Source organism: Thermococcus sp. Bubb.Bath (assembly GCF_012027595.1).
Lineage (GTDB): Archaea > Methanobacteriota_B > Thermococci > Thermococcales > Thermococcaceae > Thermococcus.
In genome coordinates, this window is sequence record NZ_SNUR01000003.1 from 121,259 (window position 1) to 148,067 (window position 26,809).

The 26,809-nt window shown below is 52.3% G+C and carries 23 protein-coding genes and 1 pseudogene; 10 read left to right on the top strand and 14 right to left on the bottom strand.

Annotated features, from left to right (window positions below; translation table 11 throughout):
- The first annotated feature begins 3 nt into the window (after window positions 1–3).
- From E3E29_RS07875 to E3E29_RS07915, 9 genes are all read left to right on the top strand, one after another.
- A complete protein-coding gene (locus tag E3E29_RS07875) occupies window positions 4–1,101 on the top strand; it encodes a cell division protein FtsZ (protein WP_167910439.1) in 1,098 nt (365 codons plus the stop codon).
- Window positions 1,094–1,726: a hypothetical protein gene (locus E3E29_RS07880; RefSeq protein ID WP_167910440.1), complete on the top strand. Its 633-nt coding sequence runs from the start codon at window positions 1,094–1,096 to the stop codon at window positions 1,724–1,726. The genes E3E29_RS07875 and E3E29_RS07880 overlap by 8 nt, the downstream gene beginning before the upstream one ends.
- Window positions 1,727–1,812: 86 nt before the next feature.
- On the top strand, window positions 1,813–2,343 hold the full coding sequence (locus E3E29_RS07885) for a class III signal peptide-containing protein (protein WP_167910589.1): 531 nt from the start codon (window positions 1,813–1,815) through the stop codon (window positions 2,341–2,343).
- Window position 2,344: 1 nt separating this feature from the next.
- Window positions 2,345–2,788 carry a hypothetical protein gene (locus E3E29_RS07890; RefSeq protein ID WP_167910441.1) on the top strand — a complete coding sequence of 148 codons (444 nt, stop codon included), beginning with the start codon at window positions 2,345–2,347 and terminating at the stop codon, window positions 2,786–2,788.
- A complete protein-coding gene (locus E3E29_RS07895) occupies window positions 2,748–3,248 on the top strand; it encodes a hypothetical protein (protein WP_167910442.1) in 501 nt (166 codons plus the stop codon). Before E3E29_RS07890 ends, E3E29_RS07895 begins: the two co-directional genes overlap by 41 nt.
- Window positions 3,245–4,705: a hypothetical protein gene (locus E3E29_RS07900; RefSeq protein WP_167910443.1), complete on the top strand. Its 1,461-nt coding sequence runs from the start codon at window positions 3,245–3,247 to the stop codon at window positions 4,703–4,705. Before E3E29_RS07895 ends, E3E29_RS07900 begins: the two co-directional genes overlap by 4 nt.
- A 131-nt stretch (window positions 4,706–4,836) precedes the next feature.
- Entirely contained in the window at window positions 4,837–6,789 is a 1,953-nt protein-coding gene (locus E3E29_RS07905; protein WP_206205840.1) for a hypothetical protein, read from the top strand.
- Window positions 6,774–10,394, top strand: coding sequence for a DUF2341 domain-containing protein (locus E3E29_RS07910; protein WP_167910445.1), 3,621 nt, complete (start codon window positions 6,774–6,776; stop codon window positions 10,392–10,394). The genes E3E29_RS07905 and E3E29_RS07910 overlap by 16 nt, the downstream gene beginning before the upstream one ends.
- Before the next feature lie 5 nt (window positions 10,395–10,399).
- A complete protein-coding gene (locus E3E29_RS07915) occupies window positions 10,400–11,161 on the top strand; it encodes a DUF2101 family protein (RefSeq protein WP_167910590.1) in 762 nt (253 codons plus the stop codon).
- A gap of 375 nt (window positions 11,162–11,536) precedes the next feature.
- On the opposite strand, the gene E3E29_RS07920 is transcribed toward E3E29_RS07915, so the two are convergent.
- The 5 genes from E3E29_RS07920 to guaB form a co-directional block, all read right to left on the bottom strand.
- Window positions 11,537–12,103: a GMP synthase subunit A gene (locus tag E3E29_RS07920; protein ID WP_167910446.1), complete on the bottom strand. Its 567-nt coding sequence runs from the start codon at window positions 12,101–12,103 to the stop codon at window positions 11,537–11,539.
- Entirely contained in the window at window positions 12,100–12,549 is a 450-nt protein-coding gene (locus E3E29_RS07925) for a type II toxin-antitoxin system VapC family toxin (protein WP_167910447.1), read from the bottom strand. The genes E3E29_RS07920 and E3E29_RS07925 overlap by 4 nt, the downstream gene beginning before the upstream one ends.
- A complete protein-coding gene (locus E3E29_RS07930; protein WP_167910448.1) occupies window positions 12,546–12,764 on the bottom strand; it encodes an antitoxin family protein in 219 nt (72 codons plus the stop codon). Before E3E29_RS07930 ends, E3E29_RS07925 begins: the two co-directional genes overlap by 4 nt.
- Window positions 12,765–12,811: 47 nt before the next feature.
- Entirely contained in the window at window positions 12,812–13,735 is a 924-nt protein-coding gene (gene guaA / locus E3E29_RS07935; RefSeq protein ID WP_167910591.1) for a glutamine-hydrolyzing GMP synthase, read from the bottom strand.
- A gap of 86 nt (window positions 13,736–13,821) precedes the next feature.
- A complete protein-coding gene (gene guaB, locus E3E29_RS07940; protein ID WP_167910449.1) occupies window positions 13,822–15,282 on the bottom strand; it encodes an IMP dehydrogenase in 1,461 nt (486 codons plus the stop codon).
- Window positions 15,283–15,390: 108 nt separating this feature from the next.
- On the opposite strand from guaB, the gene E3E29_RS12055 reads away from it, so the two are divergent.
- Window positions 15,391–16,434, top strand: coding sequence for a DUF835 domain-containing protein (locus tag E3E29_RS12055; RefSeq protein ID WP_167910450.1), 1,044 nt, complete (start codon window positions 15,391–15,393; stop codon window positions 16,432–16,434).
- Here the strand turns inward: E3E29_RS12055 and E3E29_RS07950 are convergent.
- From E3E29_RS07950 to purD, 9 genes and pseudogenes are all read right to left on the bottom strand, one after another.
- Window positions 16,427–17,422 (bottom strand): formate--phosphoribosylaminoimidazolecarboxamide ligase, encoded by a 996-nt coding sequence (locus E3E29_RS07950; RefSeq protein WP_167910451.1) that lies wholly within the window; start codon window positions 17,420–17,422, stop codon window positions 16,427–16,429. The two genes, E3E29_RS12055 and E3E29_RS07950, sit on opposite strands and share 8 nt — an antisense overlap.
- Window positions 17,419–19,563 carry a phosphoribosylformylglycinamidine synthase subunit PurL gene (gene purL, locus E3E29_RS07955; RefSeq protein WP_167910452.1) on the bottom strand — a complete coding sequence of 715 codons (2,145 nt, stop codon included), beginning with the start codon at window positions 19,561–19,563 and terminating at the stop codon, window positions 17,419–17,421. Before purL ends, E3E29_RS07950 begins: the two co-directional genes overlap by 4 nt.
- 106 nt (window positions 19,564–19,669) lie before the next feature.
- Window positions 19,670–20,617: a M1 family metallopeptidase gene (locus E3E29_RS07960; RefSeq protein WP_167910453.1), complete on the bottom strand. Its 948-nt coding sequence runs from the start codon at window positions 20,615–20,617 to the stop codon at window positions 19,670–19,672.
- A 201-nt stretch (window positions 20,618–20,818) separates the two neighbouring features.
- Complete coding sequence (locus E3E29_RS07965; protein ID WP_206205841.1) at window positions 20,819–21,586, bottom strand: hypothetical protein; 768 nt, start codon at window positions 21,584–21,586, stop codon at window positions 20,819–20,821.
- Window positions 21,587–21,826: 240 nt separating this feature from the next.
- The gene (locus E3E29_RS07970) at window positions 21,827–23,323 is read right to left on the bottom strand and encodes a PEP/pyruvate-binding domain-containing protein (protein WP_167910455.1); all 1,497 of its coding nucleotides are present in this window, start codon (window positions 23,321–23,323) and stop codon (window positions 21,827–21,829) included.
- 66 nt (window positions 23,324–23,389) lie between these two features.
- The gene (purQ, locus tag E3E29_RS07975) at window positions 23,390–24,061 is read right to left on the bottom strand and encodes a phosphoribosylformylglycinamidine synthase I (RefSeq protein WP_167910456.1); all 672 of its coding nucleotides are present in this window, start codon (window positions 24,059–24,061) and stop codon (window positions 23,390–23,392) included.
- A 1-nt stretch (window position 24,062) separates the two neighbouring features.
- The gene (purS, locus tag E3E29_RS07980) at window positions 24,063–24,305 is read right to left on the bottom strand and encodes a phosphoribosylformylglycinamidine synthase subunit PurS (protein ID WP_167910457.1); all 243 of its coding nucleotides are present in this window, start codon (window positions 24,303–24,305) and stop codon (window positions 24,063–24,065) included.
- 10 nt (window positions 24,306–24,315) lie between these two features.
- The gene (locus E3E29_RS07985; RefSeq protein ID WP_167910458.1) at window positions 24,316–25,458 is read right to left on the bottom strand and encodes a formate--phosphoribosylaminoimidazolecarboxamide ligase family protein; all 1,143 of its coding nucleotides are present in this window, start codon (window positions 25,456–25,458) and stop codon (window positions 24,316–24,318) included.
- A gap of 10 nt (window positions 25,459–25,468) precedes the next feature.
- Window positions 25,469–26,786, bottom strand: a pseudogene (gene purD / locus E3E29_RS07990) (phosphoribosylamine--glycine ligase).
- Window positions 26,787–26,809: the final 23 nt, after the last annotated feature.

Consider the following 26,809-nt stretch of genomic DNA (forward strand, 5'->3'; position numbering starts at 1 on the left):
TAGGTGAGGGCTCTAATCATCGGGGTCGGCCAGTGCGGAACCAAGATAGCCGACCTCTTTTCCCTCCTCGATTTTGAGGCACTGGCCATAAACACGTCAAGGGGTGATTTGGATTACCTCAAGCACATCCCCCAGGACAGGAGGATACTCATAGGTGAAGGCATCACCGGAGGGAAGGGAGTCAACGCGAACCCAGTGCTCGGAAGGGAGGCCATGAGACGCGACCTTCCGATGGTGATGCGCAAGATAGGTTCTATGGTGGGGTACGATGAGGTTGACATTTTCTTCCTCACATTCGGTTTTGGTGGTGGAACCGGGGCGGGTGGAACCCCCCTGCTGGCGGAGGCGCTGAAGGAGGAGTACCCAGATTCACTCGTCGTGGCCATCGGAGCACTTCCCCTGAAGGAGGAGGGAATACGTCCGACCATCAACGCGGCGATAACCATCGACAAGCTCTCAAAGGTCGCCGACTCGATAGTAGCCATCGACAACAACAAGCTCAAGGAAGGCGATTTGGACATCAGTCAGGCCTACGAGCGGATAAACTACACGATAGTAGAGCGCATCGCCTCATTACTGGCGCTCATCGACGTCCCAGGGGAACAGACCCTTGACGCCAGCGACCTCAAGTTCGTCCTAAAAGCATTTGGCAGCTTCGCCACGGTTGGCTACGCCAAGGCGAGGGCGGACCAAGTAAAGAGCCTCTCCAGACTGATAGTGAGGTCGTTCGAGAGCGAGGGGCTCTACCTTGAGGCCAACGTTGAGTCGGCTCTCTACGGACTTGTTGCAATTCACGGCCCTCCAGAAGTGCTGAAGGCCAAGGAAATCTTCGAGGCCCTTGACGAGCTGACGGAGAGGATCAAGGGCAAGCAGATATTCAGGGGCTTCTACCCCGACCCGAGAACTAGGGAAGTGGAAGTCGTCACCCTCCTCAGCGGAATCTACGACAGCAGAAGCATCGAGGAGGTCATACTGACCGCCAAAAACTACGCCCAGTCGTTTATGAAGGCAAAAGCAGAAGCAGAGGCCAAAAAGGAGAGTCTCCTGAATGGACTGCCGGACTTCGATGACCTTTATCCCACGGGTGAGGAAGATGGCTGATACTAATACTGATAACCAGATAAAGGACTCCGTTGAGGTGGCCCTCGACCTGAACGAGAGGGAGGTGTACTCGCACATAGCGAGGGAAAGCGCCGAGGACATAAGGAGGATAATCTCATCCATAGACTCTGAGAGGGCCCGGAAGAAGGGGTTCTTCGTCTATTACCGCGACGACTGGGACGACCTCATAAGGGAGAGAATAAGGAAGGGGAAGAGACACACTGCCTTTGATTTCTACAATCCTGCTCTCCTTGACATCTGGGAGGCCAAGGTGGAGGAGCTGAAGAGCGTCCGCAAGGCGGAGTACTTCCTCTACGCGGTGATTGGGGGGGTTGCGGGAGCATTAATAGCGGCGGGCGTGCTCTTCTGGTGGCCCCTTATAGCTTTGGGAGCTTCAATCTTTCCGTTCGCGGTATGGGTTCGCGACAGGGCCCGCGAGAAGAAAGACATGATATACCACCAGCTCACCCAGTTTTTCATCGACGAGATGCGCGTTCTCCTGGGGAAGTACCGGCTTGATCCGGAGATGTACCGCTTTAAGGTGTTCAACGACGACTACTTCGGCATCAGAACAGCCAGGATAGGAAGGGAGACTTTCGCGATAGCCGAGCCCATGGACATCTGACAATGACAGATAATGCTAAGTAACTCCACAGATATGCTGGGCAACCGTTAAATACTCAAGTTTCATATGGGAGTATAGTGAGGGCTATGAGAAGGGGTCAGGTTTCGCTGGAATTCATGTTTATCTTCTCAATCATCGCCATCCTGTTAGTTTACTCCATCAATAACACGACGTTCAAGCAAGGGTCCGCATCGGTTGATACAATGACCGTTCAGGTGGCCCTTGAGGGCAAGCATGTGATAAACACAATCTCCGGGACTATCAGCCAGGTCTATTCTCAGGGCCCCGGTTCAAAGGCAACCACATACGTGAGCGTCTCTTATCTCTCAGACAAGGATATGCTCCTCAAAACATTCAACTCATCTAACATAACCATAACCCAAGTTGGAACCAACGTATCAATCACCATTGGAGATAAGGCAATAACGACGGGAGACAAAAAGAACACGTTTACAACGACGACCATCTACAACACGCCCCACAAGGACTCCATCTCGATTTCAGCGTTTCCCCGAATCTTGAAAATTGTAGTTCAGTGGAATCCCGATTTGAATGAATCCTGGAGTTTCGACCCCACTAATGGAGAGCTTGACATAAACATCAACCCCGGTGGGTGAGATGAAGAGGGGACAGATAACGTTTGACTTCCTTATTGCACTGATGCTCATCAGCGTTACCGTAGTGGGGATGATCTCAATAGCCAGCGGTGAGAAGGCCAACGCGGAGACCTTCGATACCGCGGCGAAGCTCAAAGTCTTCTCAGTTGATATGCGGGATACCGTAACCAAGGTCTACTCCATCGGAGAAGGATTTACTGTAGTCAAATCCCTGCCGATGAACCTTCAGAAGGGAGAAAGCGTGACCGTAACTCTCAACTCCACCTCCAACAGGGTTATCATCGTGGCAAACCTTAATGACGGTACGTTTAAGGTGGAACAGAACCTCCCAGTGCCGGTTTATTCCACAACCTCTGTAAAGCTGACCCCGGGAAAAGAGACCTTCAACGTGACCGCGGCCTACAATGAGACGGAGGGGAGGACGTACGTCGAGCTTAAGGGCTAAACGCGCCCAGACAGCGCTGGAAGTCCTTTTCATAGCCGCGGTGATAGTGGCGGGTGCGGCTTTAATCGTTCCCCCCTACCTGGACCAGAACACGGACGCAATGGTGGTTGCTCAAGTGAGAAGCGTTGCGGACGATGCATGTGCCTATCTCAACACGGGCGTGGTGATCCAAGACAGCAAGCATGCCGCGCTGAATCCGCTGATAACAAACGCCAATTACAGCTCGATTGGATGCATGGTGAGAGGAGTTGGGATAACCTCTTCAAACGATACCAGCGTCACGGTAAAAGTGGAGCTGGAATACATTCGGAGCACAGTTCAGAACTCAACAGTTGCGAATGCCACTAAATCGTTCATAATAAATGAACTTAAGAGCAGGAGCGAGTTCCATTCCGTAGGGAGTTCTCTCGTTTACGGTAAGAAAAGTGTGAGTATAATAGTTCAGGCGGTGAGAAGATGAGGAGGGGCCAGCTGCTTACCCTCGATGCTATGCTCTCATTGATCCTAGTCGTTTTCATCCTTGCAACCGTGACCAACACATCCTCGGCGCTCAAGGAGGAGATATCCTCTATGATAGAATGGCAGGAGCGAGCTAACATAGCCGAGAATATGCTTGATGTACTGACGAAGAGTCCAGGTGAGCCCCCCAACTGGTATCTCGACCCGAGTAGTGTTAAGGTGGTAGGGTTGAGGAGCTCGGATAAGACATACGCTCTCAACTACCGCAAGCTCATGGCCCTGAACTCCTCGATAGATGAACTTGTGGGAGCACTCACAAACCTCTCGCAGGGAAAGGACTTCATGATAGAGACCTTCGTCTCAAAGTACAAAGTGGGCATTGAGGGGAGGTTTCCGAGGGTTTATCTGAGCAATGTGACGTTCAAAAGTCCAGTAAATGATAAGCAAGGTGTGAATTTTGATATTGTAAAAAGTGGAACCAACGGGGGATTTGGAATTAGTTATATAAAACTTAAACTCTTAAATGGTAGCGAGTATATCAACAGCGGTGTGTGTGATTTAGTCAATGGAAAAAGCAGCACCATTAACACAAAGAACACAGGAGTATACTATGTTAAGGTTATAATTACAGATACAGTGAATCTAACTGCGAAGAGGGGAAACGGATATCTCCCTCCATCCCCAAAAGAGATTCCAGCAGGTTCTGTTATTGAGCTTTATCTGAATCAAACCAGCGCATTTAATTTACAGGTCAATGGTTGCCCCAATAGTGTCAACAGTGTCACTATATCTGGAAAAGGAAACATTAAAGTAACAGTTTCAGCCTACGATAACAGCATCCCCAAACTAATAGCAAACTACACCTCCGCCCCGGTTTTTGAATCCCTCGGAAACCCGACATACGCTTTTGCAGTTATAAACGGAACTGTCGTTACCGACCAGGGAGTGATAAACGCCTCTATGAACCGTTCTCCATGGATTGAAGTAGGCAAAAGAACAGGAATCATTGAGAAATTTGAGTACAATCTCTCTGCTTCCCCTTCAGCCCAGATTCCGATGATTTATGGTACCTTACGGAATCCCTTGCCAGGTGGGGCGTATCTCAAAGTCATGGTTCCGAATAGTACTGGGAATATGTCTTTCGTGGCGATTTCAGGAATCGAAACAAGAGGGCTCCTTATTCACAAGGACAACAGTAACGAACCTGTCACAGGGATTCTCGTGTACGACAACACCACCGTTCAATACTCTGGAAACGCGACTTCAGTATCCATCCCCCTTAACGCCCTTTTCGGTAGTCCTGGCTCAGGAGATACGATAGGTTTATGGTTTTACTCCCTTAGCAACAGCTGGAATAGGAATAGTGTAACGATTGAATGCGTCCCTGACTTGAGATGGGTGCTCGAACCCAGATTGGAGGCAGCCATAATAAAACTCTGGGTGTGGGATGACTCATGAAAAGGCGAGGCTTCGTGTTTACACTGGACGCGATGCTGTCAATAGTGATGGTCCTAATTGTGATAACCTCAATTACATCTATCCAAGAGAACTCGGGACAAGTGTATTCCACTGTCATGAGAATGAAAACTATGTACACCGCGGAGGATGTTATGAACGTTCTCTCAAATGCCCCACTGAGTTCACTTGTGAATGAGAGCGTTTTGAGAGATTGGAGCAGAACTGGGGTACTGAACACCTCCCTCTATGTAAGTCCATCCACCCCTCCTCTAAAGATAGCACTAATGTACTGGGCACTCTCGAATATCTCCACGTATGAAAACCTGCACCTCGAAGACAAAGCGCGGACCATAATTGAGTATGTAATAACTCACAACTTCCCCGGTTATGGATTTCAGTTTAAGGTTAATTCGACTACCATAGCAGAACATGGTAACATCTCAAATGCTAGTGATATCACTGCAGTCTCAGCTATCATGAGCGGCTTTCAGCGGGGCAAAAGACCCATCGGTTATATCAGCAGAGCTTACCTCACCTATGCTCAGCATAGATACTCTCAGCTTATTGGCATTCAAAGAATAGTCGCTGGAGGTGACGGGAACACTCTGTACGTGGATATCCCAGTTGATCTTCCCGACGACGCGGCGGACATCTCCGCAAAGGGTGCATTTTACGCCAGGATAATTGGATATAATGGTAATAAAATTTCTCTCACAATTTCGAATTCCAACGGTGATACTGAATATGGAGATCTTGGGTCTGGAGGGAAAGTTGATTTAAGCAACTACCTCTTACCAGGGAGTAACATTCTAAGGTTCACCATAGACAGTGGAGGGGCAGACGAGGTTGGCTTCGGTAGCGGCAGCGTTCTACTAACATCGTACACCACCAACAGCACATCCTACACGAGTCCGGATAGGGTAGACCTCTACAATGTAACCAGCTATTACGGTTTTGTTCAGTTTGTTACGGTTGTCCCAACCGGAAACGTCACGAGCACAAGTATTTATCTAAAGACCACCGGCGTAGATAGAATACATCTCTACTACAACAACGGCACGGGTATCTGCGATATGGGACTTTCCAAGTCTCCTGTGGATGGCATCACTTACTTCTCATCAGATGAAATCGAAAGTGGACTCTCAAGATGCGGGGTTACGTATTCCAACCTCAACAAAAGGGCTTTTACGTTTGTTATAGGATTCGATGCCACCTGGCCTTCCGGCAGTAGTAATCCGGAGTACAGTACCACTTACAGGGAGAGGCACCTCTACGGCTTTGGTCAATCTTTCGTTGAAGTAACTGTCAACTCCAAAGTCAACGCCGTTCATTACGCGATACCACTCTCCATTCCGCTGTATCCAGAGGATTTTTCGTACCCACCTACTGACAGGATCGGTAGTGGTGTATACAGAACAATGAGCACCAGCTACACTCTTCCACCCAAGGCAATTCCCTGGTACGCCGATTACTGGACGGCGATTGAGTACCAAGGAAGCGCCCCAACCGGCACGCTCACGTTCTTTGAAAACGGGGGAACGATAATCAGCGGACCCCTCAATTACTACCTCTACCGCTTCGGATACGCCAAGTACGCCGACTGGATGATGAAAAACGGCTCTACCAACATATTCAGGGCATCCAGTAGTTCCGACTCCTACGGCTTCCGCGAGGGCCAGTCCTGGGGCACTGTGTACTACTTCCTCCAGGCTTATGCTCCGTATGGAAAACCATTCCCGAAGCTCCTCCAGGGATATCCCGTTTATAAAGGTTACAACCTCACTTACTATGCTAAGCTCTATGGTTCATCCTCCCAGCCCGAGAAGAGGTATATACTCATTGGAAAACCGCCTTATAAGCCAGTGGATATTAGCAACCTCCAACCGAAGGAATACTCCGTTGACGACGCAATACTGCGGCTCTTTTCAAAACTGGCAATCGATACGAACGGAAAGCCTGGAAGTCAGGACAATCCTCTCGCGGTCCTCTTACCCCCTTCAGTAAAGATGGAGTTCTCCGCCATGAACGCCCCAAGCCTTTTCAAACCCGTTCCCATTGAATTGAAATTATGGAGGCTAGGATGATGAGGAGAAGGGGATTCCTCATAAACTCCGCTGTACTGGTTCTCCTTATCCCACTCCTCCTGTTGACCGCCACGTACACCCAGGTTCATTATCAGATAATCAACAGCCAGAGCGAAAACATGGAACTGGAAAAACTCAACTGGGCAGTGAATTACCTAGACACGGACCTTAGAAACACCCTTCAAATATCGGGAAAGAGAGCCATACTGGCCATGGTGAATTACACCGTGAGCAATGAAAAGTTCCTGAGCAAAGCGAACGTAAGCATGAGGAACCTCATGATAAATGGAAAGATCGAAGGCTACACTTCACCGCTGATGGGCAATCAAACGTTGCTCTACTGGTTCAACACTGCATCTAATGAGCTCATTAAGAGGGGGCTCATCCTCAGACCCTCGGGCAACCTTGAAGACAGCATTGACATGGAGATAGTCCCTTTGACGTCATTCAAAGTGGCCGTGAAAGCAAGGATAAAGAACATTACGTTAATGGACATGAACGGAAAGGTTATCTATCAGGGTAGCCTCCCTGTAAGGGGCTACCTCTACACCGTTATTGACCTCGATGGTGTGGAGGATCCAGTGTATGCCATATCAACAAACGGCCAATATCACAGGATGATCCAACCGTGCAGCTTCTCGTACCCAGAGTTTGGTGAGAAACCAGTTAAGTGGCTCACGGGCGCTGGAAACTCAAGTGTAACACATCTCGTTGGAACTTATGGGGAGAACATACTCTACAGCAATGATACGATATGGTCAAACTCCCCAGAGGCAAAGCTTGTTAATCCTTCGGTCAACCCATTGGAACTTTTCAGGGACGGAGACAGGGGCTACCTTTACTTCGGCAACGTCAGCGTCCCGGTTATCGGCAACAACTGGGCAGTCAGCAGCAGCTACAAGTACCGCGTCAACTTCACGGTTGATAGTAACAACTTCAAGCCCAACAGTTTAACCCTCCTCATAATGGACACAACCTCCGTTAGAATCGAAGGAAAGACTCTAAATAAATGGGTCGCCCACACGAGCGATAAGGCATCGATACTGATCTACGACTCCAACGGCGACCCCGTCAACTTCTGGATAGAATACTGGGATAGCAACAGTGGAAAGCTGTGGCTATGGATGAAGACGACCGACGTTAACAAGTATTCCCTCTACGTCTCGGACGACCCCTCCCTCGAGACGAGGGGCGATCCAAGCGGGTTGTTCTACCTCATAGACGACTTCCTCTACAAGAACACCGACCTATGGGACTTCCAGAGCGGAACGGTGAGCAACGGCTGGTACACTTTCAATAACCAGATTTCAGGGAGCGATACAGCGATATCCAAGAAAGGATTCAAACCTCCTTTCTTCGTCCGCTGGGGCATGAACACGACAAACGCCGATGCCGGCGTGGGCATTTACAGGCCTCCGCAGGGCGGTGGGGAGAACTACATTGATGTTGTTGTGAGATACGGTAAACTAACAAAGAAGAGCGTTTACTGGCCTTATAACACCACGGGAACATCATCCGTTTCAAGTCTCAATGACCTTAGATACAGTTGGAAAAAGGGATACACCCGTTATATCTACTCTTTAAGTGATGCCCAAACCGCCAAGTCCTGGCTCGACTCGAAGCTCGCCAAGATAAATGGAACGACCGTTGAGTATAAAGATTATCAAGTTCCGATATACCTTAACGTAACTACAATTCAAGGAATTAATGCGAACGGTGGAAAGGCCGCCATAAAGGTAGTCGATGAGAACGGCAACCCTCTCCCATTCTGGATAGAATACTGGAACGACAACGGGGCGCTGATATGGGTTAAGGTTAACTTGTCGGCAAGATACTATACAGGTATAGGTTCGAAAAAAATCAAAGGGACACTTTTTGGAAAGACAGTGTATTCTATTTACAAAGTTAAAGAATCTAGAGGAACATTGAGTTATGAGAGCAGGTCTGACACTTACTACAAAATACCCTTTGTTAAAACTGAGAAACACACCTACTATTACATCACCCGCTATTCATACGCAGGAGCCCACATCAAGATACTCTACAACACCGGGAGCGAGACAAGGGGAGACGGCGATAAGGTGTTCGAGTTCTTCGACGACTTTAATGAACCTTCCCTTGATACGAGCAAGTGGAACATCGGTGGTGACTCAAGTTACATCTCCCTCTCCAACGGCGTTCTAACCCTCAACGGAGATAGTGATCCCTCAACTTCAGACGTCTGGCTCTGGACGAGGAAGACGTTCCCATATTACAGCTACGTCGTCGGAATGGAGGTTAAGGTGAGCAGTTTGGCGGCTCAGGGCTGGCTGTGGTACTTAGACAATACCAACTGGGCATGGATGGAGGATGTTTATCCCAAGTACAAGGGGCGTAAATATAAAGGAACCTACGGTCACCTCTACGACTTCAACGTTGGTAATGGTAACGGGAACTATTATGAAGATGGTGGGGGGTACCTAACTGATGAATGGACCCATATCGAGGTTGCAGTAGACGACTATCATCTAATAGGAGATCACTACGCAGACATGATAAGTTACCAAAACCAGAGCGGGCCTTTTGTAGGAACTTGGAGTGGAAACACTACACATGTCAGTTACTATGATGGTTTTTGGGATGACATCTACGCTCAAAACAACACTGCCATTGGCTTGGCCCAGTTCATGGGCTCGACGAGCTATGACTTCATCTACGTTAGGAAATATCTCGACCTCAACTCCCTCACCGAGACTGTAAAGAAGCACGAGGCCCAGAACAAGCCGACCGAATACGAGGCAACGGGAAGCGCGACTCAGCTTGCACTGTGGAAGAACTGGGAGGAACTCGCAAAAACCACTGATGGTACAAGCGGTTTCAACCGCTACGAGCTCAACGTCAGCTCCACCAGGTTGAACCTCACGAGGATAACCTCAAATGCCCATGTGGGTTACAATGGCGATTTCTCAGGCTCCTGGAACGTCTCCATAGTGGGCAAAGGAGTTGGATCCCAGAGCTTTGATTGGATAATAGTAGGGCCACCCTACGTTACGAGCGGTGTAAAGTTCGGGACACCTGAGGGTTCGGGACTCGTGGTGTGGAAGGCTTACGCCTCTGCCGCATTTGACCTTCAGCCGTTCTTGAGTTGCCTCGTCAATGACCGTTACTTCGGTCTCTACGATGCCCCCAGCTTCTTCGAGAGGCTCGAAGGAAAGCTCGACCCTGCAAGTACGGGGAAAAACGGTGAGTACTGGGAGGCAGCTAAGAAAATGCAGGAAGAACTTGGAATAGCAAAGGACGGCAGTTACTACCCAATAGGCTTGGTTAGCTTTATATACTACCCCTCCGACGATGACCTGACCAGTGCTCTCAAACTCCTTGAGAAGGATCCGAACAGCGCCATTGGGAATGCTATCTCCTTCGCGGATTACTACTGGCTGGGCTACTACTTTAAGGATAAGTTTGCACAGGTGGCAACGTCCCCTAAAGCCTATAGGATGTGGGGGATATCAATGGGAACTGGAGACTACGCATACCTCTCGGGCGTCGGCTTCCTCATCGATAACTCCACTGCTGAGACCATCATGGGAAAGAACGCATGGAAGTACCTGATATACGGAGGATGACTGGTATGGATATCGAGGAAGTACTGTACACTGTGGGCGAGGGAGTGGAGCGTCTGGTATCGGTGCTTGGAAGGGCTACGCGTAATCTCCTAAAACCCCAAAAAAGTGAAACTCCCCCGAAATTTCCCATTTCCTCTCGTATCATCCGAAGGAGAAATTACACCGTCCATGAGATGATGAGCCTCCATCTTCAGGTAGTGTTTTTTCTATACCTCGCGGCAAACGCACTCGCAGTATTCTTTCCCCATGCTCTGTACTCCCTCTTAATCCTTGGTTTTATCTACACGATTTATTTTAGATGGGTCACCCACAGGTATGGGGACTATCTCATAGAGCCAGAACCGTATACTTTTTTCTATTCCGTGGCATCGGCTATAGCTTTCTTTGCATTTTTGGGATTTGTTGGCCTGAGAAAACTCGGCGTTGAGGTATACTACTATTACGCGTACATAATAGCAATAACAGGTTTGGTGATAATTTTTAGATACCTCTTTAAATCCCGTTACGGAAGGGACTACACCTACGGTGTCGTCGAGGAGGTGAAAAACGACCTCATCAGGGTCTTCGTCCACGACGACATAGCGGCGAACGTCAAGCCCGGCTACTACTGGGTTCCCGCCGTTCCCGATGTGGAACCGGATAGGGTAGTGAAGCTCCTGATAGAGGACAGGGCCCTGAAGGGGGCCGTGCCTGTGAGAGTTCTCGAGGTCTACCTTGAGAGTCAATCCTCCCAGAGCTCAACGGAGCCAAAGGCAGAGACCGAATGAAGGATCAGAAGATAAATCGAGTGGCAGGGCTCGATTCTGTTGGTTTTTACGAACCCCTCCCCTCGCTTTTCTATCCAGAGGGGTTCGACGAGCCTGCAGTCCGGTGTGATAACTATGCTGTCCCCCGATGCTTCAAACCCGTATCCCAGTCCCGTGCAGACCCTCCTAAGGAAGGCCCCAAATGCTTCCCATCGCCCAATTGAGGTTTTATAATACACTGTGTGGCCCAAAATATCACCAATTAACGTAAAAACTAAACTTTAAAAAGTTTTTGGGTGGGGGGAGATATTTCAATGGCCCCCTCAAGAAATCCCACGGGAGCAATGATGAAAGAGCCCACCTGAGAAAGAAAATGATGATAGATGGACCAGCTGACTAAAGCTCCCCGCACAGCTCAGCGAAGTTGCGGTAGACCTCTGCCCCGTGTTCGGTGTGGGAAACCTCCGGATGGAACTGAACGCCGTAGATTGGAAGGCTCTCGTGCTTCATCGCCTCAACCGGGCAAGTCTCGCTCCTAGCGAGCAGCCTGAACCTCTTGGGCGGCTCCTTGACCTCGTCCATGTGGCTCTCCCAGACCCTCAGCTTTCCGGAGAGCCCCCTGAAGATGTCATTCTCCTCAATTATCTCAATCTCAACGAGACTGTATTCCGCTTTATCACCTCTCCCAACCCTTCCGCCGAAGTGCTTCGCTATGAGCTGATGGCCGAGACAGATTCCAAGGATCGGGACGTTGAACTCGTCGTAGTGCTCCAGGATTGCAGAGCAGTTTCCCGTTCTGTTGATGTCCGGGCCGCCCGAGAAGATGATTCCCCTCGGATTCATGGCCTTTATCTCATCAAGCGGCGTCGTGTTCGGGATTATCTTCGCCTCGACTCCGAGGTAGCGAAGCGTTCTCCAAATACGGTGGACGTATTGTCCCCCGTTGTCCATTATGATTATCATTCACCCACCTCCACGAGTTTGAAAAACTCATTGGCCTCTTCAACTAGGTAGAAAGCTTTCACACCAACAGACTTGGCCATATCGGCCATTTTTCTGTCGTTGGTCAGGAGAAAGGCGTTAATATATCGCGCAGTCGCGACGAAGTACAGGTCAGGAACGCGGTGACCTGTTGAAAAGGCCAACTCCAGTATTTCACCGGATAAAAGTCCTTCCCCTACAAAATCTGCAATGAGTTCAAGGTATATTTCGTGGACTTCCCTCACCATCTCTCCGGAAAGGAATCTGGATAGAACCGATACAAACTCGAACTCTCCGAGTCGCGGGATATAGACTTCAAGAACTCCCATTTCCGAGAGCTTCGCGATCTTCTTGGCAACTTCTGACCTATCTGGATAAAAACTGGAAAAAAGATTAACCACAACGGAGGTATCAAGGACGACTTTCATAGCCGTTCCTCCCTGAGTTTCTGGAGATACTCCTCAGGGCTTTCTTTGAAGTTCTCAGGAGAGAGCATTTTTCTGAATTTTTCCGTTCTCTCAACTATGTCCTTCTGATGGAGCTTTATCACTAGATGCTCTCCTTCCTTCAGCTTCAGCGGCTTAAGCGGTCTAAGCACACCGTTCTCATAGACGGCCTCTATGACCTCAACGTTCTCCCCCATGCTCCCACCGTTCCATCTTAGCATCGAAACTAAATAAGGATATCGAGTTACTCGAACTCTATGGTTGCGGGCGGCTTGTTGGTGATGTCGTAGAGCACCCTTCCGACCTCGGGAATCTCGCTGGTTATCCTGAAGGCTATCCTCCGGAGCACCTCAAAGGGAACCGCCATCGCGTTTGCCGTCATTCCGTCGAGGCTCTCCACCACGCGAACCGCTACTGTCTCCTTGTAGGCCCTTATGTCGCCCTGAACGCCGACGGTTTTAACGCCCAGAAGCACCGCAAAGGCCTGCCAGGGCTTTAAACCCACCCTCTCAATCTCCTCCTCAACTATCGCGTTGGCCTCCCTGACCACGGCGACCTTCTCAGGGGTTACCTCACCGAGAACCCTGATGGCCAGGCCAGGCCCCGGGAAAGGCATGCGGTTGTAGATTTTCTCCGGGAGGCCGAGCTCCTTCGCCAGCTCGCGAACCTCGTCCTTGTAGAGGTCTCGGAGTGGTTCTATGAGCTTGAGGTTGAGTCTCTCGGGCAGACCGCCAACGTTGTGGTGGCTCTTTATTTTGCCCTGGCTCTCTATCCAGTCGGGAGCAATAGTCCCCTGGATCAGGAAGTCGGCGTTTATCTCCCTCGCAACCTCCTCAAAGACCTCGATGAAGACCCTGCCGATTATCTTTCTCTTCTCCTCGGGGTCAATAACGCCTTCCAGCTCGCCAAAGAAGCGCTCGCTCGCGTCAACGTAGTGGAGGTTCAGCCCAAACTCGTCGCGGAAGGTCTTAACAACGAATTCAGGTTCACCCTTGCGCATGAAGCCGGTGTTCACGAAAACCGCGTGTAGCTTGTTCCCCATGGCCTTATGCGCCAGAACTGCGGCGGTCGAGCTGTCAACACCACCTGAGAGCGCAATTATCGCATTTCCATCGCCAACGGTCTCTTTAATCTCTCTTACCTTCTCCTCAATGAAGTTCTCCCACATCGCGACCACCTTTCAACATGATCTTGATGATTTTAGCTTAAAAATTTGTTGCTTTTGCGTTAAAAATGTTGAAATAGGAACACTCCTCACTTTCCGAGCGGGTAGTTCGGTGCCTCGTTTGTTATTGTGATATCGTGAGGATGGCTCTCGATGTATCCAGCGTGGGTTATGACCACGAACTCGCCCCTCTTCTTCAGCTCTGGGATGTTCCTAGCTCCCACGTAGCCCATTCCAGAGCGAAGCCCGCCCACGAGCTGGTAGAGAACTTCTCCAACCGGACCCTTGTATGGAACGACGCCTTCAACGCCTTCAGGCACGAACTTCTTGGTCTTCATGTGACCCTTCTGGTAGTAGCGCTCCGCTCCACCCTTCATCATGGCCCCAAGCGAGCCCATTCCGCGGTACTGCTTGTAGCGCCTGCCGTTCATGACTACCTCCTTGCCAGGAGCTTCCTTCGTTCCGGCGAGGAGAGAGCCGAGCATGACCGCGTCGGCTCCAGCGGCTATGGCCTTAACTATGTCGCCCGAATAACGTATTCCACCGTCTGCTATCACATGAAGCCCGTACTCCTGGGCCCTGTCGGCGACGAGAGCTATGGCCGTAACCTGAGGAACGCCCACACCCGCAACAACGCGCGTGGTGCAGATGCTTCCCGGCCCGATTCCGACCTTGACGGCATCTGCAAACGTCAGGTCGTCCACGGCCTTAGGATTGGCGATGTTCCCAACTATGAGGTCGGCATCAACGGCTTTCCTTATCTCCTTCATGGCCTTAATGGCCTTGAGGTTGTGAGCGTGTGCGGTATCAATGACTATAACGTCCACTCCAGCCCTGTCGAGGGTCTTTGCCCTCTCAAGGTCGAACGGGCCGACCGCAGCAGCAACCAGAAGGTCGCCGTTTCCGTCTCTCACGGCGTTCTTGTACTTCCTCCTCTTCGCGAGGTCGCTCATCGTTATGAGCCCAACGAGTCGCCCTTCACTGTCCACCACTGGGAGTCTGTCTATCATGTGATCAAACATTATCTGAACTGCCTCTTCAGCCGTTACAGTCTCGGGCACGGTTATGACTTCGCCGGTCATGACCTCGCTGACCTTTGCCCCCTGTTTCGCCGCTATGTCCTTCTTGGTTATTATCCCAACGACCCTTCCTGAATCGTCCACGACAGGCAGGCCGTCAACGCCGTTGCGCTCCATGAGGAAGAGCGCGTAGTCGAGGCTCTCGTCTGGTTTTATGATTATCACGTCCTCCACGATGAAGCGCTCCGCCCTCTTGGCCCTCTTCACCTGCTCGGCCTGCTCCTCGATGCTCATGTTCCTGTGGATGACGCCAAGGCCACCCCCCCTGGCCATTGCAACGGCCATCTCCCACTCTGTAACTGTGTCCATGGCCGCGCTGAGAATCGGGATGTTAAGCCGTACGTTGGGAGTTATCCCCGTAGAAACGTCCACGTCCTTCGGCTCGACCTCCGTCGCCTGCGGTATCAGGAGAACGTCGTCGAAGGTATAGCCCTTAAGGGCATTAACAAGTTTTTGTTCAAATCCGCCCATATCTCCCGGACCTCCTCACCCTTTTTGACTTGAAAATGATAAGGGCTTTTAAGGCTTGCGGAAAAAGGGTTAAATATATCTAGAGAGGGTGCTTTATCTGGTGGTACCGTGGACTCCTATTTGATAGCGGCCGCATTTGATGCAGGGATTAAACTGAGCGCAGGCGGAACGCTTCTATTCTTCTCCCAGCAGAGACACAGAAAGGCCGCTTACTACTGGGGCCTTGCTTGGATAGTTTACGCCTACGCCATAATAGGCGATTTAGGAGTTCATCCTGAGATAGCTGTCGTTTTACTCGGCTTTTTCTCATCACTCATCCTGCAGGGAGTTTTAAGGACGAATGAAGAGGTTTCAATGTCTCAGGATTACATCCGGACCGTCTCATGGGGGCCTGCAGTTATTGGGGTGTACACCGCAGTTCTCTTCATCTTCCTCGAAAAAACCCCTGAAATGGCCGTCATGGGCGTTGTTTACGGGACCTCTGGCGTCTTTCTGAGTGTAGGAGGGCTTATTCTCTACCGCGTGAAGGAGTTCTACGATCAGGACGCCGCATACCTTGGATTATCCCTGATCACCTACGGCCTATATCAAATGTTGTACCCCATATTCTGGAGCGAGGGCGTCAGGTTCTGGGGCCTGTTCATTGGCCTAGTTCTGACGGTTGTTACCGCTCTCTTCATGGTTCAGCTCTCCCTTGGTGAAGTATTTGAGATCAGAGAGCCGGAAACTCATATAGAAGTCCAGCCTGGAGTTCGTATAACTGATCCAGGGCATTTTGAAGACTTCAAAAGACAGTTTGGGGGGTATCCGGTTCTCGCTTTTGTGAGAAACGTGGAAGTGCCCGATGGATGGAGGGTTTACAGGATAACCAACTTAGGAGGACACGGGAACATTTCTCCTACCAACCTCCCAAGGATTCTTGAGACGGCTGTGGATTACGTCCGCTCCCTTGAAAACTCCGAATTGAAGCCGGTTGTCGTTCTTGAGGGCCTCGAATACCTCAAGATTTACAACGACTTTCGGGCTTTGGCAAAGTTCCTGACGTCCCTACGGGACTACGTCATCACAAGCGGAGGGACGCTCATGATAATCCTTGAAAAAGACGCATGGGAAGAAAGGGAGCTGAAAATCTTAGAGAGGCTCCTCAAGTGAGGACTTCACCCAGCCTGTCCTCTCCCAGGGCCTGCCTCAGTTCCATCGCTATCCTCCTGCCCGTGCTCACTGGAAAGTCGTAGCGGAGCCAGCTGTAGGGGGAGCCGTGGACGAAGGGATTTGTGCCTGCGACTATCCTGGCTGAGATTTCGAAGACGACAAATTCCAGCTCCTCTGTGAACACTCCCTCAAGGCAGAAGGGGCCCCAAAGGCCACCCATGAGCTCTTCTGCGGTCTTCACAACCATTTCTCCAGCCTCGATGACGTCCATGAGCAGGCTCTCCCTGAGGACGACTGGAATGTTGCCGATTACCGTGTAGTTGGTGTTCAGTTCAAGGCCCAGCTGTTCTTCCGCTGGGATTCTGCCTATCGCGTCCGCGTTGGACTCATAACGCCTGTCAATGCTCATCAGCTCCAGCTCGTCGTTGAGCTTTGAATAGAAGTAGTGCGGGTAAACTGGGACGCCGACCACGTACTCCTGTATCTGAACTTCGGATAGGTCTTCCTTGTCCCTGATGCCGAGCCTCCCCGCCTTCTCCCAGAAATCCGCAGGGCTTTTGGCGAGGAAGTATCCCCTCCCACCGCGGGCGCCGTGGGGCTTGACTATAACCGGTCCATCAATCTCGTCCGGGTCGTCGTAAACCCTCGGAAGCCTCAGCTTCGCTTTTTCGAGCCACTTCCTTTCGAGGGAGCGGTCGCTCTCCCATTTGAGAACCTCTTTGTTGCCGTAGTAGGGGACGCGCATCCTCTCAACAAGCTCAATTCCCAGGTGGGCCACGAAGGAACCGGTAGGGATAACCACGGTCTCAAGCTCAAGCAGTTCTTCCTCCGGATAAGTCCCTTCGATGAAGTGGTCAGCGACCGGGAAGTATTTTGTGTAGAGTGGCTTTACCCTCCCAGTCCCAAAGGCCACCGTTTCAAAGCCCTCCTGCTTTGCACCCTTCAAAATCTGAAGGGCGGAATGGGAAGCGTAGGTAGTTACCCTCATTCTTCCTCACCCAAAAGCCTTGGTAGCGACTCGTGGATTTTTCTCAGCTCGGAAATCGACCTTCTGAGAAGCTCCTCTTCCCTCCAGTGGAAGACCGCGTCGCTTCCGCCGGCCTTTCCGATGACTGTGAAGTGCCTGAAGAGTGCCCTAAGTGCTTCGAGGTTTTCCTCTGGGAAGACAACGATGTAGCGCCCGTGGCTCTCGCTGAATGCAGTCTCCACGGGTGAAAGCCTGCCTTCCGCAGGAACCGCAGAGAGGTCAGCGGCGAAACCTGCGCTTCCGGCCACCGCCATCTCCGCCAGGGCAACCGCTATGCCTCCCCTGCTCACGTCGTGGACGGCTTTAACAAGGCCCCTGCGGATTGCCTCAAGAATTCCCTCGGCATTCGCCTTTTCCTCATCTAAGCTCACGCGTGGAGTGAAGCCGCCCTCGACCCCGAGTCTCGCGTAAAGCTCCGAGCCGCCGAGTTCCCTCCTCGTAACCCCAACGACGCCGATTAAGAGGCCATCTTCAAGGCCTACCCCAGGTATCTTCTCAAGCTCCACCTTTCCGAGGCCAGCGACAACCGGGGTGGGCTTTATCGGCCTGTCAACAACCTCGTTGTAGAAGCTGACGTTGCCGCTCACGTAGGCCAGCCCGAACGCCTTCGCCGCCTCGACGAGACCCTTCACGGTCTCCCCAAAGCTCCAGTAGACCTCCGGCCTCTCTGGGGATGCGAAGTTCAGGTTGTCCACGAGGGCCAGGGGCCTGGCACCGACGCTGACGAGGTTCCTCACGACCTCAGCCACGGCCCCTATAGCCCCGTGGTAGGGGTTGAGGTGGCTGTGGTTCGGGTTCCCATCGGCAACGAAGGCAAGACCATACTTCTCGTTGATCTTGAGCACCGCCGCGTCTCCCCCGGGCTTCACCACCGTCCTGCCCTGGACTTCATGGTCGTACTGTTCCCAGACCCAGCGCTTGCTCAGGACGTTGGGACTGCCCCAGACGAGCTCGAAGGCCTCTGAAAATCTTATCTCCGGTGTTTTCACGTCTCTCTCGGCGTCGTAGGCCTTCATCTCCCACCCTACCACCGGAACGTCCGCGAGGAGCCCAACGGGCAGATCCGCGACCTTCTCTCCATTCCAGTAGACAACGTAGCGTGGCTCCTCAATTATTTCACCTATGACGGCCCACTCAAGCTCGTACTTCTCGAAAATCCTCCTGATTTCTTCCACATCCTCGGGTTTGACAGCAAAGAGCATCCTCTCCTGGCTCTCGGATATCATGACCTCCGTCGGTGTCATGTTTGGCTCCCTCTGGGGCACTCTGTCAGCGTAAATCACCGCGCCAAATCCCTTCTTCCCGGCCATCTCGGAGGAGGCGCAGGTTAATCCACCGCCGCCGAGGTCTTTGAGGGCCTTTACCTTTCCGGCGTAGACGGCCTCAAGCGTGGCCTCAATCAGGAGCTTCTCAGTGAATGGATCTGGAATCTGCACCGCCGAGCGGTCTTCCTCCTCCGCGTTCTCGCTTAACTCTTCGCTCGCGAAGGTCACCCCGTGGATGCCGTCCCTCCCCGTCCTGTTGCCGACGAGAACGAGCTTTAACCCCGCTTCCTCAACGTAGCTGTGGACAAGGTGTTCAGGTCTCATTACCCCAACGCAGGCGACGTTTACGAGCGTGTAGTTGTCAAGGCTCTCGTCGAACTCAGTTTCGCCTCCAACCGTCGGGACTCCTATCCTGTTGCCGTAGTCCGCTATGCCCTTCACGACGTACTCAAAGAGGTAGCGGTTGCGCTCCTTCTCAAGCGGCCCAAAGCGGATCGGGTCGAGGAGCGCTATGGGTCTTGCACCCATGCAGAGGATGTCCCTCACTATTCCGCCAACGCCTGTAGCAGCTCCTCCGTAGGGTTCAACGGCGCTCGGATGGTTGTGGCTCTCTATTCCAACCGCTATCCACGTTTCATCGTCGAACTTCACTATTCCAGCATCCTCTCCCGGGCCCAAAACGACGTGCTCGTTCTCCGTTGGAAGGAGCCTCAAAAGGGGCCTACTCGATTTGTAGGAGGCATGCTCGCTCCACATTACCTCGAGCATCGCCTTTTCAACTTCGTTCGGCTCTCTCCCGAGCCTCTCGCGGATGATCTTCTCCTCGTGTGGGAACATGAGTTCACCTCCTTTATTACCAGAAAAATGTAAAAAATTGGAGTTTTAAGGTTTATTTTAGCAGAGAAATGTAAAAATACAAAGGGACATAGGTTCGTTCAGGGGCTTATGTCGGCAGACCCGTGGAAGTCGTTAAGTTCTGGAAGAAGGGGGCCACTTCTTTACCTGACTTCTGTTCGAGGAGTTTAACAAACTCATCCAGATTGCCCTCCTTGAACCTGTTCTCTTTAAAGAACTCCCTCAATGCGGCATAGAACGCCTCCCTGCCCGTGTAGTTTTCAATCTTCTCCAGGACGAGCGCCCCCTTGTAGGCCCCAACACCATATGCCAGGTAAATATCACTCATGTAAACATTTCCCACGTCCACGAGGGGGACTTCCTTCTTTCCGTAATCTGTCCACTTCTTGTAAGTATCTACATAGTAGTTCCACAGGGAGATATAATCCTCTCCTGATACCGTTTTCGCATATTCTAAGCTGAAGTACGCTGGAAAGGCCATGTTGAACCACCAGTCTTCTCCAGTGAACACGACCGTCCCCGGAACCCACCAGTGGGCCACCTCGTAGGTGTATCCGTAGAGATACCGCCTAATATCCGCGTTGTACGCAAGGATGTCGAGCATTGAGGAGCTCATGTGCTCCATGCCAGCAGCATAGACGACCTTGAACCTCCTGTAGGGGGGTCTCCCAAAGCGCTCAGTGCCAAACTGGAGTATCCTCCAGGTTATGTTGGCGTATTCCTCGGCGGTTTCCCTTGAAATGCCAGAGTAGTAGAACGTGAGATTTCCCAGGGAGATATTCTCGAAATGCCCAATGAAAACCGGGAGGACAATAGGTGCATTGAGGTCGAGGGGATAATCTGAGACCCACTCGTTGGGGGAGACCTCGCGGCCGGGGGCGATGGTTGTTTTCTCTGTGTGCACTGTTAACGTCGTTCTGTTAATCAGGCTGTGAGCCATCATTGGAAAGAGTTCGAAACCCCTCAAAAACGCCGAATCCCCAAAGAAACCGCTCTCGAGGTGCCCCTCAACGGGTATTACCTTCCGCACTTTCATGTAGTCCCCGGTGTACCTGAGCTCAACACGTTGGGGCAGAGTTTTTGTTAGGGGAATGACTAGACCCAATGCCTGAAGGAAGGGCGTAGAATTTCCATCCAACTTAATTTCATTGACGTCCAGCCTGACGTTTTTCCAGAACAGGGGAAAACTGGAGGCGTTGATCCCTGAGTAGAGAACCGTCCCGTTCAGAAAGCCTTTCTATTCCCCGGGGAACATCTTGGGCGTTATCTCAAGGCTCATTTGGGAAACAGTAGTTATTCCGCTGAAGTTGCCGTTTAGATAGCCCTCAAACTCCTTCCAAGTCACCTTTGGTGCCTCATCTCCCTTCAAAAGCTCAGCCAGCTCACTGCCCCCGTATTTGAGTAGTATGTACCCGACCAGCATCCCGGCGGAACCCCAGAGGGTTTCGTTGTAGTCGCTCCTCAGGTCTGCGTGATAGAGGGTTTCGGGTTTTAGTGCGGTATATGATGGGATGCCGAAGGCGAGGGTTCCAAGACCAACCGTCAGGTAATCGGGAAGCCTCTTTCCCGCCGCGAGTTCGGCTATCGGGGGCAGGAGCTCCGGGGCGTAGCAGAAACGCGAGACGTTGAGAAGTGCCAGGTATATCTCGTTCGACGTGTAGTTTACAAACCAGATTGAATCTTCACCGGTGCGGTTTTTCAGGGAATCCTCCGAGGTATAGAGGAATATCTTCGCCCTCCTCGGCTCCCGGTGGAAAAGCTTAGAGAAGCTCTCGTAGGTGTAATCAGCTCCTAAAATCAGGATGTTGAGCTTTGCATGGAGATAAGGGTTTTCCAGCACTTCCTTGGGGTAATAAATCTCAAAGTATTTCGTCGAGTTGTGGAGCCAGGAGCCCGAGATGGAGCTACTGGTCGAGGTGGGCTGGGAAGTGCTTGAGTTATGACCATTGGTCGATGCTGAGGGGGAATTAATACAGCCCAGAGAGCCAACAACCATGAATATCAACAACATGACCAAGCTTAGCCGTCTCAATATCGATCCCTCCATTTTATGTTGTCAGGTTGTAGAGGTTGCTATCTCATGTTACTTGTACTTTCTTTAAATTCTTATCGATATAATTTGATCAACAAGCTGGAGAATGCGCAGTTTGTTCCAGGGAAGATAGCGACAGCGGACTTCGCCATCTCAGTTCAGTTCATCTGCTCCATACTGTGTTCTCACTCTCTAACAGAAAAAGTGGAAAACTTAAACTTCAAAGAGCAGCCCAGGAATGTCCCTAACTCTCTCGTCCGTGTAGTTTATGAAGGCCTTTAGGAGCCGGTAGATTTCGAAGAGCCTCGCCTCCTCGTCGGTTCTTGGTCTTTCACCTCTATCCGCGCGAGAAAAGACGTCAAGGACATCGAAGCTCTCAGCTAGGAGCCTCGGAGTCTCCTCCTCCATGAGCCAGTTTATGAAATAGTAAATGTTGAGGGCCTTTTCCTTATCCGTGGGATAGAGCTCCCTGACGAGCGAGAAGGCCCTGACAATGGCGTTTTCCAGTCCCTCCGGCGAGAGCTCATCCAGGGCCTTTAGATACCCCTCTTTTAGCTCCTTCACGATTTCGTCTTCGCGATAGGTTGATTTCCACAGCTCAATGCCCCTCAGCACCCTCCTCGGGTTCCGGACGTAAACGATACCCCTGCCCCCATCAACGATTACCTCATCCCCCTCCATTATTGCTTCAACATCAACCCCTACCACGCACGGGATTCCAAGCTCCCTCGCTATTATCGCAGGGTGGGAGAGAATGCTGTCCACTTTCGTCACTATCCCTGCGGCTTTCTTAAAGAGGTTGTAGTGCTCGGCGTGCAGGACGTAGGTGACGAGTATCTCGCCCTCCTTGAACACTCTTTCAGCCTCCTCTGGGGGCTGGTCGTCGAGAACAAACCGCGCCCTGCCCCTCGCCACCCCAGGACTCGCGGGGATGCCCTTTAGGGCGTGCCAGTTTTCGTTTTTGAAGCCTCTTACTTCTTTGTTTTGGCCGAGCACCGTTACCTCCCTCGACTGGAGTATCCAGAGCGTCCCGTCGTAGGCCCACTCTATATCCTGCGGCCTTCCGAAGAGGCACTCAACCTCAAGGCCCACGGTGAGAAGCTCCTTCATGAGCTCATCCTGAACTTCGTCGAGGTTTCTCGGAAGCAGAACTCGCTCGGCGCTTTTTCTCCCACCCACAAGCTCCTCGCCGCTCCCTCTTACGAACTCGACTAAAGCCCTCTCCGGTTCGGTTGGGGAGCGGGTGAAGAGCACGCCAGCGAACTCGGGCTTAATCTCCCTCTGGACTATTGCCGCCATCCTCGGCTGTTCACTCAGGCCCATCCGCTCCATGTATGATTTAACCCTCTTCGAACTGGCGCTCTCAAAGACCCGCTCTATTCCTTTGATTAAATCGTCAAAGGATTTTATCCCCGTAACGCTCTCAAAAACCCCTGCAAAGCTTGCCTTCGGGCTATCCTCGACTGTCGCGGAACTGCGCACCACGACTGGGAACTTTCCTTCGAGGAGATATGGGGAGTTGAAGTACTCCTTAACTTCTTCCACGACTTCTTGGGGGAGCTTTCCTTCCTCTTTCCAGAGGTCGTAAGCCCCTGTCGTCACCACGAAGCCGGTAGGAACGTTGAAGTACCTCGCGAGGATCGAAAGGCGATAGGCCTTGTTCCCGATTTCATCCACGCTGCCCCCAGCGGAAAGCGAGCGGACGAACATTTATAATCCCCTTTAGTGAAGGGAACACTACACTAAAAAGGTTTTGGACAGAGAAAAATTGAGAGGTCACTCCCTCGCCCACTCCACCATGCTCCTGAAGAGCCTCAGTCCATCCTCACTGCCCAAAAAGCGGTCGCTCGCCCTCTCCGGGTGCGGCATTGTGCCGAGAACGTTGCCCCTCTCGTTGGCCACCGCCGCTATGTTGAGAACCGAGCCGTTGGGGTTAGCTTCTTCCGTGATGTTGCCGTTCTCGTCGCTGTACTGGAAAACAACTCTAACCTTTGAGGGGTCGTCAACGTAGTAGTTGCCCTCTGCGTGCGCTATCGGCATTCTTATGACACCCCCGGGCTCGTAGAGGGAAGTGAAGGGTGTCTCGGCATCGGCAACGCGGAGGTTAACCCACCTGCAGAGGAAGCGTGGAGTTTTGTTCGGCCTCAGCGCCCCCGGTAAAAGGCCGGCCTCGGTCAGAACCTGGAAGCCGTTGCATATCCCGAGGACGGGCCTTCCCTCGCGGGCGAACTCCTTTACTTCCTCCATTATCCCCTGACGAGCGGCTATTGCACCGGCCCTTAAGTAATCCGCGTAGCTGAAGCCACCGGGCAGGACAACACCGTCGAAGTCCTTGAGCGACTTCTTATACCACACACGCTCCGCCTCGGCACCAGCCTTCCTTATAGCCCTCTCCGTCTCGAAGTCGCAGTTCGTCCCTGGAAACACAACGACGGCAAACTTCACCATGTCAGCTCACCGGTTCTACGCTGTACTCCCACTCGTGGATGAGCGGGTTCGCCAGGAGGCGCCTGCACATCTCCTCAACCTCTTTCTCCGGTTCGTCGCTCTCAAGTTCGAACTCGAAGTACTTGGGGACGCGGAGGTTCTCAACGGCGTAGCCGAGGTTCATCAGCGCGTTCCCTATAACCCTGCCCTCGGGGTCGTTGAGGCCCTCCTTCAGGCGGACGATGACCTTAACCTTCCACTTCATCGACATCGCCTCATGTAACGATCTTCTCAAGCTCGTCCAGCTCCACCGCTCTCTTTATCTCCAAGGCGACCCTCCTTCCGGTGCTCATCGGTTTCCTCCAGAGGGAGTTTCCGTAGGGGTGGCCCATCGCCATATGGATGTTTGTCCCACCACCGGTTCTCGGGGCAACGTCGTAGATGTAGAAGTTGAGGTCCTTATCCACAGCAGTCTGGAGCGTGAACGGCCCGATTATTCCCGGTGAATAGTACTCCTGAGTGGCCTTGACGTACTTCTCCGCCATGTCGAAGACCTTCTCAAGGAGGCTCTCCCTTAGCGTTGAGGAAGCGTGCCCCGTAACGGTGTACTCCGGCTCGAACTGGTGCTCCGGGAGGGTGAGCTGCTGACTTGCTGGAAGGCGAACGTGACCGTCAAGGCTCGTCTCAAAGCGCCAGTCTATTCCGAGGAGCTCAATCTCCCCGTCGAGAGGGGAGTAGAAGAGGTCGAAGTTGAAGACCGGGCCGATTATGTAGCGCTCTATCCTGGCCTTTGCGAGGTCTTCCCCGGTGATGACGCCGAGTTTGATTAAGCGCTCCGCCTTCTCGCGGAACTCCTTGTAACTCGCCGCCGTGAAGAAGCCGCGCTCAAGCCTCTTCTTCGCGTGGGGGAGCTTTGCGATGACAAGGCCCACCTCATCAATTTCCTCCGGCTTGACAGGCTCGGGATAGGGCAGGCCCGCCTTTTCAAGGAGCCAGTAGTAGCTCTTCTCCTCGCTCCTCTCCTCACTCCTGAGTAGGTTTCTGCTCCCAAAAAGGGGAACCTTAAACTCGTTCTCCACTCTGTCAATGCCCGTGTAGACCACGAAGGAGCGGTTGGGGACAAAGACCACGTTCCTCTTAACGAGCTCCTCCTGCTCCTCGATTATCTGGGAGAACTTTTCCAGAACCAGAACCTCGTCGATGAAGCCCTTCGTGAGGCCGTCCCTCGTCTTCTTGGCTTTGAAGTACTCGGTGTAAGTCCTGTGCCTCCCCTTCTGGGCAACGACCAGGACCGGCAGGCCCTCTTCCTTGGCACCGTCCGCTATATCCAGGGCGGAGTGGCTACCGATGACGCCGACCGTTATTTTCTCCGGGTCGTACTTCTCAATGATTCCCAAAATCTCGTCCCTGCTTATCATAACAACCACCTCAGCACAAACCTGGCTCAAACTCCCTTCCGAACTCCCGCATGGATGCGGATCCTCTTCTCGACGCTTTTCACCGTCCCTACGTCCTTCCTGTAGAAGACCTCTCCCTTCACGCCCTCTATCCCCTCGGAGGCTATTCTCTCGGCCTCCTCGAGGGTCCCGGCGATGCCTACGACGGCCAGCGCCCTCGAGCCCAGCATTGTGAAGTTCTCGTCCAATGAAGCATAGTAGATCCTAGCACCGGCTTCCCTAATTCCTTCCTCATCAACTTCCACCTTCACTCCCCTGAGGGGATTCGTCGGATAACCTTTGGGCGCGAGGTACTTCACGACCGTTGCCTTTTCTTCAAACTCTACCTTTCCAAGTTTGCCGTCAACGATTCCCTCGGCCACCTCTGTAAGCGGTGTCTTCAAAAGCGGAAGGGCGTTCATTGCCTCAGGGTCTCCGAAGCGGGCGTTGTACTCTATTAGAACAGGTCCCTCTCTGGAGAGCATGAACTGTCCGTATAGGATGCCCTTGTAGGGCGTCCCTTCCTTCCTCATTGCCTCGACGGTTGCATTGAGCGTTTTCAGGGCCCTCTCGTAATCTTCCTCCTTCACAAAGGGGAGCATGCCATTGGCGCAGGAGTAGGAACCCATGCCGCCAGTGATGGGGCCCTCATCGTCCTCGTAGGCGTGGGGGTAGTCCTGGGCGAGGGGCATTGGGAGGATGCGCTTCCCGTCGCTGAAGACCTGGAAGGTGAACTCCACGCCGTCAGTGCGCTCCTCGATGAGGACTTTTCCGTCCCTCTTTATCAGCTCTCCGGCGTAAGCCTTTGCCTCTTCGTTGTCCCCCAGCTGGTAGCCGACAACTTTAACGCCCTTGCCGCCGGTGAGTCCGAGGGGTTTGACGACAAGGGGCCTTCCGAAATCGTCTATCCACGAGCGCATCTCAACTGGATCGTCGAAAACGCGGAAGAGCTTCCTCCCCAGGATTTTATGGCGCTTCATGAATGCCCTCGCGAAGGCCTTGTCCGTCTCCAGTCTGGCGGCTTCCCTCGTCGGCCCCACAGTGGGGATTCCGTTCTCCTCAAGGACGTTCACGATGCCCTTCTCAAGTGGCGCCTCCGGGCCGATGAAGGCCATATCAACGCCCCACTTGAGGGCGAAGTCGAGAACTCTCCCAACGTCCGTTTCCTTAGCCAGCCCGTAGTCTCTAGCAAGCCTTGAGAGACCGGGGTTCCTGTGCTTCGAAACGACGTAAAGTTCCGCACCGGCGCTGACAAGGGCATCTCCTATGGCGTGCTCCCTGCCGCCGCCACCAACGATCAAGATTTTCATGAGTTTCACCATTTTAATGTTAA